Genomic DNA, 15,141 nt, shown 5'->3' on the forward strand with positions numbered 1-15,141 from the left:
ATCTAGCCCTCTAGACATGGAGTACCCTAGCTTCATAGTCGCCGCGACGAGAAGGGGGCCGGCTGTGGCTGCCGCTCGCACACCGCGTTACGTGGTGATCGAGGAGCATCTCCGCAAGCTCATCGCCGCTGGTCAACCTGGTGATCAGCTGCCCAGCGACAGCGAGCTGTGCGAACGTTTCGACGTCAGCCGGATGACCGCGCGTCAGGCTGTGATGCGTCTGGTCAATGAGGGCTCCATCTATCGCGTGCCGGGCAGCGGTAGCTTCATCGCCGATCATCACATCCATCGCGGGATGAACCGGCTGCGGTCGTTCACCGAGGACATGCGCTCCCGTGGACGAGTGCCCAGCTCGCGGGTGCTGAACGCGGGGCTCAGAGCCGGCTCGCCAGATGAGTTGCGCGCGCTGCATCTCGCCGCGGCTGATCGTGTCGTCGCCGTGACGCGCGTGCGTCTGGCCGACGGGATCCCCTTGGCCCTGGAGCGTGCCATCCTGCCTCCTGGTAGTGCGCCGATCTTGCAGGCGGACCTAGCGACGTCGTCGATGCATGAACTCGTGCGGGAGCTGGGACGTGAGCCGACGCTGGCGCGCGGTTCGCTGACGGCGGCGACCGCGTCCGCGCTGGAGGCCGAACTGCTGGCGGTCAAGGTGGGGGCCGGGCTGCTGGTCGAACGTCGCACGATTTTCGATCAGCAGGGAGCGCCGATGGAATACACCGAGACCTCCTACGTCGGCGAGCGTTACCTGTTCGACGTCATCCTCGAGCGCGGCTGACCCACCGGCGCCAGGACGTCCGCGGAGCCGCCACATCAGCGAGGGGCAGGCCGGCTTCATCGCGGAAGCGCGTCGACGTCACGGGGATCGACGGGCAACCCGGTACGCGACGACTCGATCGCGGCATAACACAGCGCCAGTCCGGGCAGTGAAGCCCGGCCCTCTATGCTCGGCCGCCGCCCGTCCTCGATCGCGCGGAGCAGCTCGCCCATCGTTCCGCGCATCCCGTTGGCGAACCAGTCGCCTGCGACGGTCACCAGGTGGATGCCGCGCGCGTCAGTGAGGACGACGTCCGGGCCGCCGAGCGACCGCCCTGTGTGGGTGAGCACACCAGTTGTTCCCTCGACCCGGTAGCCGCCGGATTCAGCCCACCTGCTGGAGCCGCGGAACACGAGACTGACCTGCGCGTCGTCGAAATCGATGAGGACCTGGGCCTGTGTCGGGACCGCGATGACCTGTCCATGGCGCGTGCCGCGGTTCGCCATGACGCTGCGGGCCTCACCATGCTCCCCGAACAGGGTGGCGACGAGGTCGAACCAGTGGATGCCGAAGTCGTAGAGGATCAAGTCCTCCATCTTGGAGAAGCGCGGATCGTTCTCCACGATCCGATCGTGCGGCCAGTAGACGGCGAAGTCGGCAGAGGTCAGCGTGCCGATCTGACCGGCCGCGACGGCATGACGAAGATAGGAGAAATGAGGCGCCCAGCGCCCATTCTGATTGACCGCGAGCGTGCGGCCGACTTCATCGGCGATGCCGCACAGCCGCCGCCCTTCGGCCAGCGATCGCACGAACGGCTTCTGGCTGAGGACATGCTTGCCGGCGCGCAGCGCGGCCTCGACGATCGGCGGGCGCACATCGACGTGGGTGGCGATGTCGACCACTTCGAGTTCCGGCATGGCCAGCAGTTCGCGGTAGTCGGTGAGGACACGAGCGATCGGGAAGAACTCCGCCTGCCGCTCGTACGCGCGTTCGGCGATCAGATCGCACAGCACGAGCACGTCGTAGCCGGCCTCTCGGTAGGCGGCGAGATGCAGAGCGCTGATGCCTCCGCAGCCGATCAGCCCGATGCCCGGCCGGTAGCGCAGCGGCTCCTGCGGCAGATACGGCACCGCCGTGTCGTCGGCGGTCATCGGCCGGTCCCGGCCGTGAGCGGCTGGGCGGCGGCGACGTCCGCGAGCGTGACCGGTGTGCGCAGGCGCGCGCTCAAGATGGCCGCGTCGACGATCTGCTGTCCCGCCCGGGAGATGCTCCAGGAACTCGGTCCGGTGACCGGCACGTCGCGCTCCAGCGCGTCGATGAGCAGTCCGAGGTGATCCCGTTCGGCCGCCGGCAGCACGTCCACGGCGACCGGCTCACCTTCCGGCCGGGCGGCGGTGTGCAGGGTGATGGTCTCGGCGTAATCCCAGCTCGTGATGACTCCCTCGGATCCGATGACGATGAATCCGCAACGCGGCGCGGACTGGACGGTCCACGGATCGGTGAAAGCACCCCACCGGGTCTGGAACGTGGACAGCCCCCCGGGATAGGCCGCGGTGACGACCGACTGCTCGTCCACCTCCAATCCGGGCGGGATGTAGGTCACCGCCGTCACCTCGCCCGGCAACTCCCCGTCGCGGAACCAGGTGCCCAGCGTGACGCCGTACCCGAGGTAGTCCAGGAGTGAACCGCCGCCCGCGGCGCGCTGATACCACCATGACGCGTTCTTGGTGGCGGCGTCTTCGCCGGTCATGACCTCGCGCTTGTCGTGTGCGTGTTTCAGGGGCCCCCGGTTGCCGTCGTAGTAGTGGATCTCGGCGACCTCGCCGATGACTCCCTCGCCGATCAGCCGCTTGGTCGTGCGATGGGGCGGGTACCACGCCAGCGGCCAGTTGACCGTCAGGGTGCGTCCGGTGCCGCTCATGGCGGCGATCATGCGATCGGCGTCGGCCAGCGAGGACGCGAAGGGCTTCTCGACGACCACATGCACCGGATGGGAAGCCAGGTGCTCGACCCAGCGCACATGGTCGGCGGTCGTCGAGCACACGACGACGATCTGCGGCGACGCGCGCTGGAGCATCTCGTCGACGTCGGTGTAGAGCAGGGTCTCGGGCAGCCCCAGGTGCGTGAGCACGCTTCTGCCACGGCTCGGCCGGTCGTCCCACGCGCCGGCCAACTCCACGCTGGGGTGCTCGGCGGCCAGGCGCAGCTGATCGCCGGCATGCATGTGATCGAAGCCGAGCACCGCGACCCGCCATGCGCCCGACCCGTACTTCCCTTCCGGCATGGATTCGACCTCCGCGAGAAGCCATCTATACAGCTCGTTATGTAAGCAGACGGCTGTGTGCCGGTCAAGGTCGCGGTCCGGCCGGCCGGCCGGCGCCTGGGAACGTACTCCGCGCTGGCGCATGGTTGTGTGGCTGGCTGACGTACCTGGTCAGTCCCGGCAAAGAGGTTCGTTAATACCGCTTGGTGAGCTGGGGCGCTCATGAAAGATCGTGTTAACTCTGGATGTCGAAACACTAGCCATCTATACCGATGTCGTCCTATCGTCTCGCTACATCGACGCTGACCTTCCACTGGAGGACCCAGATGAACGACACGGCGCGTCATGGCGCGATCCCAGCCGGCATCGACCGCCGGAACTTCCTGCGCTTCGGTGCGATGGGTCTTGGAGGGGCCGCGCTCCTGGCGGCCTGTGGCGAGGGCAACGGCATCGGCGGGAGCATCGGCGCGAGCAGCGGCGCGAGCAGCGGCGCGAGCAGCGGCGCGAGCAGCGGCACCGCGTCGGCCCCGGGGCTGCCGGCCGCTCCGGCCGTGCACAACGTAGCCACCGCCAAGAAATATGCCGGTACGACGGTCGCGACCGACATCCCCGGCTTCGGTACGGAGATGTCCACCACTCAGCAACTGGCGAAACAGTTCGAGACCGAGACCGGAATCAAGATCAAGACCGTTCCGCTTCCGAAGAGCACGTCCGACGCGTACGCCGCGGACCAGCGTCTGCTCGCCGCCAATCAGGCCAGTCCCGACGTCCTGCTCGTGGACCTCATCTATCCGCCCGCGCTGGCCCAGTATCTGCTCGACCTCAAAGATCATCTCACCGAGGCCGAGATCGCGCTGAGCTACCCCAACCTCATCGCGGTCAACACGATCGACTCCCGCCTCGTGGCCTACCCGTGGTACGGCGGGTTCGGACGCCTCTACTACCGGACAGATCTGCTGCAGAAGTACGGATTCCCCAAGCCGCCGGCCACCTGGCCCGAGCTCACTTCCATGGCAACCAAGATCCAGGCCGGTGAGCAGAAGGCCAACAAGGCATTCGCCGGATACGTCTTCCAGGGCAACGCCTACGAAGGCTTGACCTGCAACGCTCTGGAATGGGTGGCCTCCTACGACGGCGGCACGTTCATCGACGGACCCACCGTGTCGGTCGACAACCCGAAAGCGATCGCCGCGCTGAAGCTGGCCCAGGGCTGGGTCGGCAAGATCTCCCCGACAGGCGTCACCACATTCACCGAGGACGAGACGCACAGCGCGTTCGGCGCCGGCAACGCGGCCTTCATGCGCAACTGGGAGTACGCCGAAGACCTGCAGAAGGGATCGAACGTCGCCGGGAAGTTCGCGGTCGCGCCGTTGCCCGCCGGCACCGGGCCCGGCGCCACGACCGCCGCGGCCGCCGGCGGTTGGGCTGTCGCCGTCAACAAGAACAGCCAGAACGCGGCGGCCGCCGTGGAGTGGCTGCGATACCTGACCAGCCCCGAGGCGCAGGCCTATCGAGCCATCAATTCCGCCGATGTCCCCGCCCAGCCGGCCGTCGCCGCCATGCCCGAGGTGCAGGCAGCGCTGCCGGCTCTGAAGCAGAAGGTCGTCCCGTTCGCGCGTCCGACCCAGGTCGGCGCCCAGTACAACGAGGCATCAACCATCATCTTCCAGGCGGTGAACGCGATGCTTCGCGGTTCGGACGTGGAGTCGGGAGTGAAGAAGATGGCCGCCGATCTGCGGGAACTGATCGGATGACGGCTCCGCGACGCTCCGGCCACACTCGTCGCCCGAGTGCCGGTCTCGCCACGCAACAGGCTCGGCTCGCCTGGATACTGCTGGCCCCCAGCCTGGCCGTGGCGGCCGTCGTGGCGCTGTACCCGGCCATCACCACGATCTACCGCAGCTTCACCAATGACACCTTCGGCGGCTCCTCCAGCTGGATCGGCCTGGACAACTACACCACCCTGTTGCAGGACGCGGCCTTCTGGTCCTCGGTCTGGATCACGATCGAGTTCTCGGTGATCACGGTCGTGGCCGAGGCCGTGCTGGGAATGATCATCGCGCTGACGTTGCAGAGAGTCTTCATCGGTCGCGGAATCATGCGGGCGCTGTTGCTGGTTCCGTTCGCGATCATCAATGTGATCTCGGCGAGCATCTGGAAGCTGATGTTCAACCAGAGCTACGGCGTCTTCAACGATCTGCTCGTCGACAAGTTGCACCTGGCCAGTGCGCCGATCGACTTCTTCGGCACCCGTACGGCCGCGCTGCTGTCGGTCTCGGCGATCGACATATGGAAGACGACCCCGTTCATGGCGCTGTTGCTGCTGGCGGGGCTGCAATCGATTTCGGCCGACACCCAGGAGGCCGCTCAGGTCGATGGGGCGGGACCGGTCCGGCGGTTCTTCTCCATCACGCTGCCGCAGCTTCGGCCGGCACTGATGGTCGCACTGGTCTTTCGCAGTCTGGACGCGCTGCGCGTGTTCGACGTCTTCTACGTGCTCTTCGGCGCACGAGCAGACACCACCACGATGTCGATCTATATCGAGCAGAACATCGTCGACTTCGGTAAGGCCGGCTATGGCTCGGCGATCAGCGTCGTCGCCATGCTGCTCATCGCCGTCTTCATCACGATGTACGTGGGCCTGAACGCGAGGATGAGTAACAAGTGACCAACACCCTGAGCCCGCGGATCCCGGCCATGACGAAGCGGACGAGGCGCCAGGTCCGGCTCTGGCGTGGGCGAACACCTGCAGCCTGGGTACGGCGAGTGCTGTTGTACCTGCTCGTCCTCGCGATCGCGTTCTTCCTGCTCTTCCCCGTCTACTGGGCCGCGAAGACGGCTGTTTCACCAGATCAGGAGATCTACGCGACCCCTGCGGCCTACGTGCCGCGCCAATTCACGCTTCAGCATTTCTCCAACGCCCTCAGCGACCCGCGCTTCATGCAGAGCATCCTCAACTCGGTGATCGTCGGCGCGTCCGTTACGGTGATCTCCGTTTTGCTCGGCGCTTTCGCAGCCTACGCTCTGGGCCGATTCCGCTTCCGCGGCCGCGGCATGATGCGCTACGTCATCCTGGCGATGTCGATGTTCCCCAACATCGCCATCCTCGGCTCGCTGTACAAGATGCTGACGGCCACGGATCTGTACAACACACTGCCCGCGCTGATCGGCACCTATCTGATCTTCATCCTGCCCTTCACCGTGTGGACCTTGGCCGGTTTTTTCCAGCAGCTGCCCCACGAACTCGAAGAAGCCGCGTACATCGACGGCGCATCCCCGATGCAGACCTTCTGGCGCATCATGATGCCGTTGGCCGCTCCCGGCCTGGCGGCCACGTCGATCCTCGCCGTCATCGCGGCATGGAACGAGTACCTGTTCGCGCTCTCCTTCGTGTCGGACAGCGGCAACTGGACCGTGCCGGTCCTGATCTCCAACGTCGGCTCGCAGTCCAGCGCCTACACGATCCCCTGGGGCGATCAGATGGCGGCGTCCCTGATCGTCATGGTTCCGGTGATCGCGCTCGTGCTGCTTCTGCAACGGCGAATCGTCGCCGGCCTCACGGCCGGGTCGGTAAAGGAATGACTCGGTGAGTGCGGCGGCCACGTCCTGGACGGCGGTGCCGCTGTCATGGCTCTTCCAGTGCGTAGGCGACCGTCCGGGACAGGCCGAGCCGCGTTCCGTCCCGGAAAGCCGCCAGGTACGCCTGGGCCCCCAGCGCCGCGCGGGCTCGCTCGGCGCACTCCTGATGTGACCTCGCCTGGAACGACAACTGCGACGGAGAGGAGGCGACCCCCTGCCACAGGTGGTGGGCGGCGCCCAGCAGCCGAGCCGCGCGCTCGTGCCGACCGTGCGCCCCAGCGGTCCAGGCCAGCACCTCCAGGCACTGAGGCAGGCCCCACCGGTCGTCGGCGGTGCTCCAGAACGCGGCCACCTCCCGCATCCTGGCCTCGGTCTGCTGCCAGTCGCCCTGCTCCCAGCGGGCCATGCCGACCGCGTACAGCGCGTACGCGCGGAAGAGCGGCGCGTCGCGCTCCTCACACATGATCACGAGTTCCTCGCCGTACGCGGCAGCCCGGTCCGGGCGCGGGGTGGCGGCGAAGAGCGCGGCGAAGTACAGGGTGACTCCCACGGCGTGGACGTCGCCTCTCGCACGGTGCCGGGCGAGGGCCTCCTCGAGGAGCGTGAGACCGCCCTCCGCATCGCCCTCGGCCAGCGCCGCGACGCCGGAGATCTGGACGGCGAACGCGAGCGCGGCCGCGTCTTCCAGCTCCCGAGCGAGGGCCGAGCACTCCCGCACGTCGGCTCCGGCCGCCGGATCTCCCTGGTAGAGGGCGAGCATCCCGTCGGCCCACAGGCCCATCACCCTGATGACGCTCGGTCCTGGCACGAGCGCGAGACCGCGCTTCAGCCAGTGCCGGCCTTCGCTGAGAACACCGGCGACGAGCCAGTTGCTCCACAGCGCGGACGCGATCTCCAACCCGGCGGGCGCGTCGCCGGGCCGGCCGAGGCTAAGGTCGAGCGCGACGCGCATGTTGGGAAGCTCCAGCTTCAGCGTCCGGTCGCGGTCGATCTGGTCGGGCTCCATCCGGTCCACGCGCACGCGCTCCGCCAACCGGCGATAGTGGTCGATGTAGCGCTCGCGCAGAGCCTCGGCGTCCGCGGAGGGCAGCTGTTCGCGACCGTACGCGCGGATGGTCTCCAGCATGCGGTAGCGGACTCCAGCGCCGTGCTGCTCCGCTCGGTTCAGGATGGACTTGTCGACCAGCCCGGCCATCAGATCCAGCACGCTCTCGGCTTCCAGACCCGGTCCGGGGCAGACGGCTTCGGCGGTCTCCAGGTCCACGCTCCCGGGAAACATCGACAGCCGCTCCCACAGCCGTCGTTCGCCGGACGAGCACAGTCTGAAGGTCCACTCCATGGCCGCCCGCAGCGTCTGGTGGCGTGCCGGCGTGCCGGGGGCGACCCCGGCCGCCTCGTCCAGGCGCTCGTCGAGCTCGTTCACGAGGTCTTCCACTGATGCCGTGCGCAGCCGTACCGCCGCCAGCTCGATGGCCAGTGGAATCCCGTCCAGGCGCCGGGCCAGCCGAGCGACCGCCTGGGCGTTGGCCGCGTTGACGAGGAAGTCCGGCCGGATGGTCGCCGCCCGCTCCGCGAAGAGGCGCACGGCGTCACGCCGGGCGATGTCGCGCGCACTGTCGCCGGGCTTCGGGATCGGGAGCGGCGGCACAGGTACCACCCGCTCGCCGTACACCCCGAGCGACTGGCGGCTGGTGGCCAAGATCCGCAGCCGCGAGGTGCCGCGCAGGAGCTGATGTACCAGCCGGGCGCACGCGTTGAGCTGATGCTCGCAGTTGTCCAGTACCAGGAGCATGTGCTTGTCGGCCAGGTGCTCGACCAGCAGGGCCACGACATCCGGTCTGGTGTCACGGATTCCCAGCGCGGCGGCCACGGCCGGGGCCAGCAGTTCCTCGTCGTCGACGGTGGCCAGCTCCACCAGCCGAACCCCGTCTCGATACTTCTGCAGCACCATCTCGCTGACGCGTTGCGCCAACCGCGTCTTGCCGACCCCGCCGGCGCCGGTCAGGGTCAGCAGGCGGGTCTTGGGCAGGATCCGCCTGACCTCGGAGATCTCGCGCCTGCGTCCGACGAAACCGGGAGCGTTGGACTGCGGCCGGTCCGCCCCCTGCTGTTCGGCGGCCGGTACGTGCGGGATCGTCTCGTTCGCGGGCATGCTCACTCAGCGATCTCCTTACTGCTCATTCCCCGGGCGATGAGCTGGGCGATCTCTGGTCTCCCGTGGGGTGAAGGGCAGGTGCTTGACGGTCGCCACCTCCCCTCACATCGGCTTCGGCGATACGTGTACAAGAGCCGATAAACCAACATATGCCCAGGGCGAGCGCTGAGTACGTCGGGCGATATACCTGGTCAACGTCCATATCGGGGCTGCATACCGGATCATCGGCAACCCATGGCGAACACCCGTCTCGCACACGGGACGAATTTTGCCGAGCGCCTGCCCGGCGTCCATCCGGGTGCGCGGGCGACGGCGCCGCGATCTGTCATCCAGCCCGAACTTTCGCCTTCCCATGGGTCTTGTAAAGACGCGGTGTCAGGGCTACGCTCTCACCAAATTTTAGGAAAGTTTCCTAAATAAGGGGTGAGCTCATGGTCCATCCCCGTGGTCGCGGCCGCCTGCTGTCACTCGGCGCGCTGATGATCGCACTGATCGCCGGCGTCATGTCCTCGCCGGCCGCCGACGCCCGCAGCGCGCCGGCCGCCTTCACGCATCCCGGCGTGCTCGTCAGCAAACCTCAGCTCGACTTCGTCCGCTCCAAGGTCAATGCCGGGGCCCAGCCGTGGAAGGGCGCCTACGATCAGATGATCGCGAGTTCCCTGGCGTCGTTGTCGCGGACCCCGAAGCCGCGAGCCGTCGTGGAGTGCGGCCCGTATTCGAATCCCAACAACGGCTGCACGGACGAACGTCAGGACGCGCTCGCCGCCTACACCGACGCACTGGTCTGGTACATCACGCGGGACAGCCGGTATGCGGAGAAGGCGATCCAGATCATGGACGCCTGGTCCGCCGTGATCACCGACCACACCAACCACAACGCGCCGCTCCAGACCGGGTGGGCGGGATCGTCCTGGCCCAGGGCGGCCGAGATCATCCGCTACACGTACACCGGGTGGTCCGCCACGGGCGTCAGCCGCTTCGCGACCATGCTCCGCAACGTCTACCTCCCCGAAGTCATCAACGGCAGCCCCCGCACGAACGGCAACTGGGAGCTCTCGATGATGGAAGCGGCGATCGGGATCGCGGTGTTCCTGCAGGACAAGGCCGCCTACGACAAGGCTGTGAGCACGTTCCGGGCTCGCCTGCCCGCCTATGTCTACCTCGCCGGCGACGGCGCCTTCCCCCGGGGGCCGGCCGGCAGCGGCATCGACACGCGGGCGGAGGTCGTCGACTACTGGCAAGGGCAGGGCACCTTCGTCGACGGGCTGTCCCAGGAGACGTGCCGTGACTTCACCCACACCGGGTACGGCCTGGCGGCGATCGCGCACATCGCTGAGACGGCCCGGATCCAGGGGCAGGACCTCTACCCCGAGATCGCCGACCGCCTCCGGCACGCCCTCGGCCTGCACGCCAGGTACCAGCTCGGTGCGAGCGTGCCGTCGTGGTTGTGCGGCGGGAGCCTCACCCTCGGCCTGGGACCGGTCACCGAGGTCGGCTTCAACGCCCTGCACCACCGCATGGGCATCGGGATGAGCAACACCCAGGCCCTCACCGAGCGGCAGCGCCCGGCGGGCACCAACAACCTCTTCGTCGCCTGGGAGACCCTCACCCACGCCGGCAACCCCCACTAGGACCGCACATCGGGGCGTTCGGCGAAGGCCCGGAACCGGCGATGCGGCGAGCCTGCGCCACCACCGCGTCGGCCAGGATCCGCGCGGGATCGGCCACGGGGACCGGCACGGTCTCGGCGTGGAGCACGAGCGGGAGCTCGGTGCACCCGGCGACCACGGCCTGCGCTCCGCGGGCGGCCAGGGCTCCAGTGATCTCCGAGATCCGCCGGCGGACCTGTGGGCCCGTGTCGCCGGCCTTGACGTCCCGGATGACCCGCATGATCACGGCCTGCTCCCCGGCGTCCGGCAGCACGACGCTCCTGCCGGCCCGGCTGAGCGAGTCCTGGTAGAGCCTCGCCTTGACGGTCCCGGTCGTCGCGAGGATCCCGACGCGGTGGACCGGCGGGCTCATCGCCTCGATGTGCCGGGCCGTCTCCTCGATCATGTGAATGATGCGCACGCCCAGCCTGGCCCCGATGCCGAGGAGGAACGCGTGGGCGGTGTTGCAGGGGACGGCGATGAGGTCGGCGCCCGCTTCCTTCAGGGCCCGGGCGCCCCGCTCCATGAACGGTGCCGGATCGGCTCCGCCGTCGAGCAGCGCCGCGGTGCGGTCAGGCACCGTCGGATCGGCCCAGATCACGACCCGGAGATGCTCCTGGTCGGTCTCGGCCGGCGTCGCGCGGATGAGCTTGTCGTAGAAGTCCGCCGTCGCCGCCGGGCCCATCCCGCCGAGGATGCCCACCAAGGGGCCGCCACCGGTCACACGAGCCTCCTCAGTCCACGGCGCATGTCGTTTGCATGCGATATATTGCATGCAAACGACAACTCTTGAGGATACGAAGGCGAATTGTCAAGAGGACATCGCGCGGCCGCCCCGAAGGCCGCTGCGGGCGGGCGTCACACCGGTCCGAAGCCCAGCCGGGCCACCAAGCCGTAAGATCGTACGGCGGCCGATAGCCTGGAGATTCGGAACCGAACCGGGAGTCTATGAATGCCTCTGGCAGAGCGCGGAGCCTCGCTCAAGAGGCCGCCACTCCGGTTCGAGGCCTACGACGTCCTGCTGAACGCCATCATCCGAGGCGAGCTCGCTCCGGGGGAGCAGATCAAGGACTCGCAGATCGCCGCGCGCCTCGGCCTGAGCCGGACGCCGGTGCGTGAGGCCATCAGCCGCCTCCTCGACGTGGGGCTGGTCGAGTCCAAACCGGGTGTCTACACCCGCATCACCGTGCCCGACCGGACGAGCGTGCTCGCCACGCTCAAGGTGCTGCGCGCGCTGGACGACGTGGCGGTACGCGACGCCGTCCCCGCCATGACACCCGAGCACATCGCCCGGCTCCGGGAGGCGAACCGGATGTTCGACGAGGCCGTGCGGTCAGGGGACGCCATGCGGGCGATCGGCGCCGACGACGGCCTTCACGCGATCATCGTCGAGGCGGCGGGCAATCCGGTCGTCGCGCGCCTGCTCCAACAGCTCCACCCCCAGATCCACCGCATCCTCTTCCGCAAGTTCTCCTCCCTGCTCGGTGGGCGCGACACGATCAACCACCATGACGAGCTGATCAGGCTGTGCGCCGCCGGTGACGCCGACGCCGCCGCGGCCCTGTCGGCCGAGCACTGGTCCCGGCTCGGGGAGCTCATCGAGGACCTGTTCGAGGGAGACTCGCTCGTCACCGGCCCACGATCTCCCGGCGCGGCCGGACCCGCGTGACGCCGGCCCTGCCGGCGATGAGGTGACCCGCCTTCGAGGCCGGCTTGCATGCGCAGGGCCGGGACAGTGCCGAGAATCGAACGATCCTCAACATGATCACCGGCGCCTTGCCTTCCCGGACGTGTCGCGGGGCGAAGCCGCAGCGCCAGCGGCTTCAGGCGAGGCGGTCGGCCAGTTTCTGCAGCGTTGTGGCGATCTGGATGTTGGTCATGTTCACGTCGTCGTCGCCCATCCGGACGATGACCGTGCGCGTGGCCGGTGATACCACCATGACCTGGCCGTGGGCGCCCATCGCGGCCAGGTCCCGGCCGCCGTCGCCACGGGGGAGGATCCACCAGCCGTTGCGGTATCCCACACTCACACCGGCGAACGTGGTCACCGGGTCCAGGTTGGCCGCATCCAGGCTGCGGTCCAGGAACGCCTTGGGCGCCACCTGCCGTCCGGCTGCCCGCCCGTCGTCGAGCATCAGCTGACCGATCCGGGCAAGGTCTGAGGCCGTCACCACCAAGCCGCTCTCGTGGTAGGGAAACCCGTGGTCGTCGACGCACCAGGCGGCGGCGTGCTCTGCGCCCAGGTCGTTCCACAGGCGTTGCAGCGGCTGCTGCGTGAGATAGGTCCCCGTCGATCGCCGTACGGCCAGGCCGATCAGGTTCGGCGCGTAGTCGTTGTAGCGGAACCGCCCCGGCGGGCCTTCGATCCGGGGGCGCCGGACGACGGTGCCGGCGAGATCACCGGCGTAGTAGACCGACGGGTAGTCCCGATTGACCCAGGGGAACGAGATGTCCTCGGAGAAGGCGATGCCCGACCGCATGTCGAGCAGGTGTCCCATCGTGACGGCCGTGAATCGCTCGTCCCTGGCCCGCAGTTCGGGGATGGCGTGGGTGATCGGGATGTCGAGCTCGCCGGTCTGGCCATGCGTGACGGCCCGGGCCAGCAGCAGCGAGAGCACGGTCTTGGAGACCGAGAAGGCCGCGGCCTGATGGTCGCGGGCTCCGCCGTTGCCGTGCCACTCGCACACCAGCCGCCCGTCGTGCACCACGATGAGGCTCTGCGCGTTGCCGGTCGGCAAGGACTCCCGGATCGGGCAGCCGCCCCCCTCGGGCCATGAGCGGGGCATGGTGGCCGGGCGCACCACCGTGTGCCGCTTCCACTCGACATCGGTGATGCCGGAGTCCTGGTGCATCAGCACCCGGGCGGCGTAGCCGGCGTCGCCGTCCGCCATCACCCAGAAGAACACGCTGACGGCCAGCGCTATGGCCAGGGCGCCGTGGCCCAGAGCCCGTCGGACACGATGTTGCACACGGTAAGTATATAATATAAACATTGGCCTTGCCGGGGAGGTTACGGTGCCGCGCCCGAAAATGATCGACCGGACGGCGATCCTGCGTACCGCCCTGGAGATCGCCGACGACGACGGTGTGACGGGTGTGAGCATGCATGCGGTCGCCCGGCGGCTCGGTGTCACGCCGATGGCGCTGTACCGGCACGTGGGGAACAAGGCCGACCTGCTGGACGGCATCGTCGAGCGACTACTCGCCGAGATCATGCAGGGTGTTCCGCCACCCGGCGAGACGGCCGGGCTCCAAGGGCCCGAGGGGTGGGTGGACGCGCTCATGGCGATGGCCAGGGGCGCGAGAGCCGTGGCCCGCCGGCATCCGGCGGCGTTCGCGCTCCTGCTGAGCCGGCCGGCGGCCACGGCAGGCGCGCGCCAGGTCCGTGCCTACGTCCACGATCTCCTGCGCCGGGCGGGCGTCGGTGCCGAACACGTGCCACGACTGGAGCGCATTCTGACCACGGCCGCGCTGGGCATGGCGGCCGGAGGAGCGTCGGAACGGTTCGCTCACCACCCGCCCGGCGTGCTCGATGACGACTTCCGAGCCCTCGCGACCTTCGTGACGGCAGGCATCGAACCCTTCCGCTCCAGGCCGGCCGCCGAGCCGGACGACGCCTCGGACCGCGGACGGGATGATTGACGCCGCACGGCATCGCCGGTCCCGTACTGGTGGCGGCAGCTTTGTCAGGAAGGCTGGCAGCCAGGGCACCAGACGGTTCTGCGGCCCGCGACACGGCGGCTGGACAGAGGTCTGCCGCAGCGCGGGCAAGGGCCATCGGGCTCGTCGCGGGTCCCGGTGAGCCAGGTGTCACGTGGGGGCACACATCCGGCCTTGATCGCTTCTCGCAGGACCCGGCGCATCGCCTCGTACAACGCGGCGCATTCGGTTTCGTCCAGATCTCCCACGGCACGCTGCGGATTGATACGGGCATGCCAGCAGATCTCGTCGGCGAGCAGGTTGCCCAGACCGGCGATGAGCGTCTGGTCGGTCAGCGCCGACTTGAGCCGTCCCCGGCGGCCCGACAGCAACTCGGCGAAGCGCTCGAGTGACACGTCGCGCGCGTCCGGGCCGAGGTCGCCGAGCATCCGCTCGGCCTGAGCCGCATCGCCGGCAAGGCGGATGCCCTGGAGTTTCCGCATGTCGCGGAAGCGCAGCTCACCGTCGTCGAACTGCCAGACGACACGGTCATGCCGGTGCCACGGCTCGTCAGGGGAATGCCAGGACAGTGAGCCGGTCATGCCGAAGTGCAACATCAGCACCGGCCCGCCCGCCGGGACGATCAGCCACTTGCCGTGCCGTCGCGGCCGCTCGAACCGGTGGCCCCGCAGCGCGCCGGCCAGTTGCCGCGCGCCGATGCCGCGAAGAACCCCGGGGTCGCGCACGCGCACGGCCCTGATCGGCTCGCCGGCGTGCTCGGACAGCACCCTGCGGAAGCCCTCCACGTCAGGAAGTTCCGGCATGAGGAAAGCCCTGCCCAGCCGGCCCCGTCCCATCCCTGAGCCCGCTTCGCGTCCTCGGCTGTGAGCTTGGAGGCCACGTGTGCCTTCCCCGCGACCGGGCTAGGATGACGGCGGCTGCCAGGAAGCCACCGGTCCGCGGGAAGGGGCTCAGCCCACCTGGCGTGCGCACCACGTGCCACCATCGCTCTCCTAATGAGTTCTGGGAGTAAGCCATCCGGCAGACTCCGTGGTGGATAGTGGCCGCCGGTAGGTGAGCACTCTGCTCTCCTGGACGTTGA

General features: G+C 68.4%; 13 protein-coding genes. 7 read left to right on the top strand and 6 right to left on the bottom strand.

The genetic code is table 11. The features are described 5' to 3' along the window. Positions 1 to 91: 91 nt before the first annotated feature. The gene (locus tag ACIBX3_RS59975) at positions 92 to 775 is read left to right on the top strand and encodes a GntR family transcriptional regulator (RefSeq protein ID WP_397129802.1); all 684 of its coding nucleotides are present in this window, start codon (positions 92 to 94) and stop codon (positions 773 to 775) included. Positions 776 to 831: 56 nt separating this feature from the next. On the opposite strand, the gene ACIBX3_RS59980 is transcribed toward ACIBX3_RS59975, so the two are convergent. Then, positions 832 to 1,905, bottom strand: a complete 1,074-nt coding sequence (locus tag ACIBX3_RS59980; RefSeq protein ID WP_397129803.1) for a Gfo/Idh/MocA family protein — start codon at positions 1,903 to 1,905, stop codon at positions 832 to 834. Beyond that, positions 1,902 to 3,038 (bottom strand): Gfo/Idh/MocA family protein, encoded by a 1,137-nt coding sequence (locus ACIBX3_RS59985; protein WP_397129804.1) that lies wholly within the window; start codon positions 3,036 to 3,038, stop codon positions 1,902 to 1,904. Before ACIBX3_RS59985 ends, ACIBX3_RS59980 begins: the two co-directional genes overlap by 4 nt. Before the next feature lie 305 nt (positions 3,039 to 3,343). On the opposite strand from ACIBX3_RS59985, the gene ACIBX3_RS59990 reads away from it, so the two are divergent. From ACIBX3_RS59990 to ACIBX3_RS60000, 3 genes are all read left to right on the top strand, one after another. Further along, on the top strand, positions 3,344 to 4,771 hold the full coding sequence (locus ACIBX3_RS59990) for an extracellular solute-binding protein (RefSeq protein WP_397129805.1): 1,428 nt from the start codon (positions 3,344 to 3,346) through the stop codon (positions 4,769 to 4,771). Positions 4,772 to 4,869: 98 nt separating this feature from the next. Next, positions 4,870 to 5,685 carry a carbohydrate ABC transporter permease gene (locus tag ACIBX3_RS59995; protein WP_397129806.1) on the top strand — a complete coding sequence of 272 codons (816 nt, stop codon included), beginning with the start codon at positions 4,870 to 4,872 and terminating at the stop codon, positions 5,683 to 5,685. After that, the gene (locus tag ACIBX3_RS60000) at positions 5,682 to 6,599 is read left to right on the top strand and encodes a carbohydrate ABC transporter permease (RefSeq protein ID WP_397129807.1); all 918 of its coding nucleotides are present in this window, start codon (positions 5,682 to 5,684) and stop codon (positions 6,597 to 6,599) included. The genes ACIBX3_RS59995 and ACIBX3_RS60000 overlap by 4 nt, the downstream gene beginning before the upstream one ends. A gap of 43 nt (positions 6,600 to 6,642) precedes the next feature. Here the strand turns inward: ACIBX3_RS60000 and ACIBX3_RS60005 are convergent, their stop codons facing one another. Beyond that, entirely contained in the window at positions 6,643 to 8,748 is a 2,106-nt protein-coding gene (locus ACIBX3_RS60005) for an ATP-binding protein (RefSeq protein ID WP_397129815.1), read from the bottom strand. A 434-nt stretch (positions 8,749 to 9,182) separates the two neighbouring features. On the opposite strand from ACIBX3_RS60005, the gene ACIBX3_RS60010 reads away from it, so the two are divergent. Continuing rightward, positions 9,183 to 10,382: an alginate lyase family protein gene (locus ACIBX3_RS60010; protein ID WP_397129808.1), complete on the top strand. Its 1,200-nt coding sequence runs from the start codon at positions 9,183 to 9,185 to the stop codon at positions 10,380 to 10,382. Here the strand turns inward: ACIBX3_RS60010 and ACIBX3_RS60015 are convergent. After that, positions 10,357 to 11,124: an aspartate/glutamate racemase family protein gene (locus ACIBX3_RS60015; RefSeq protein ID WP_397129809.1), complete on the bottom strand. Its 768-nt coding sequence runs from the start codon at positions 11,122 to 11,124 to the stop codon at positions 10,357 to 10,359. The two genes, ACIBX3_RS60010 and ACIBX3_RS60015, sit on opposite strands and share 26 nt — an antisense overlap. A gap of 228 nt (positions 11,125 to 11,352) precedes the next feature. Here ACIBX3_RS60015 and ACIBX3_RS60020 point away from each other — a divergent pair, with 228 nt between their 5' ends. Continuing rightward, entirely contained in the window at positions 11,353 to 12,069 is a 717-nt protein-coding gene (locus ACIBX3_RS60020; protein ID WP_397129810.1) for a GntR family transcriptional regulator, read from the top strand. Between the two features lie 154 nt (positions 12,070 to 12,223). Here ACIBX3_RS60020 and ACIBX3_RS60025 read toward each other — a convergent pair whose 3' ends face one another. Continuing rightward, positions 12,224 to 13,369 carry a serine hydrolase domain-containing protein gene (locus ACIBX3_RS60025; protein WP_397129811.1) on the bottom strand — a complete coding sequence of 382 codons (1,146 nt, stop codon included), beginning with the start codon at positions 13,367 to 13,369 and terminating at the stop codon, positions 12,224 to 12,226. A gap of 46 nt (positions 13,370 to 13,415) precedes the next feature. Here ACIBX3_RS60025 and ACIBX3_RS60030 point away from each other — a divergent pair, with 46 nt between their 5' ends. After that, complete coding sequence (locus ACIBX3_RS60030) at positions 13,416 to 14,042, top strand: TetR/AcrR family transcriptional regulator (RefSeq protein ID WP_397129812.1); 627 nt, start codon at positions 13,416 to 13,418, stop codon at positions 14,040 to 14,042. Positions 14,043 to 14,086: 44 nt separating this feature from the next. Here the strand turns inward: ACIBX3_RS60030 and ACIBX3_RS60035 are convergent, their stop codons facing one another. Then, positions 14,087 to 14,863: an Fpg/Nei family DNA glycosylase gene (locus ACIBX3_RS60035; protein WP_397129813.1), complete on the bottom strand. Its 777-nt coding sequence runs from the start codon at positions 14,861 to 14,863 to the stop codon at positions 14,087 to 14,089. Positions 14,864 to 15,141: the final 278 nt, after the last annotated feature.

Origin of the sequence: Nonomuraea sp. NPDC049480 (genome assembly GCF_044465905.1) — a bacterium.
GTDB lineage: Bacteria > Actinomycetota > Actinomycetes > Streptosporangiales > Streptosporangiaceae > Nonomuraea.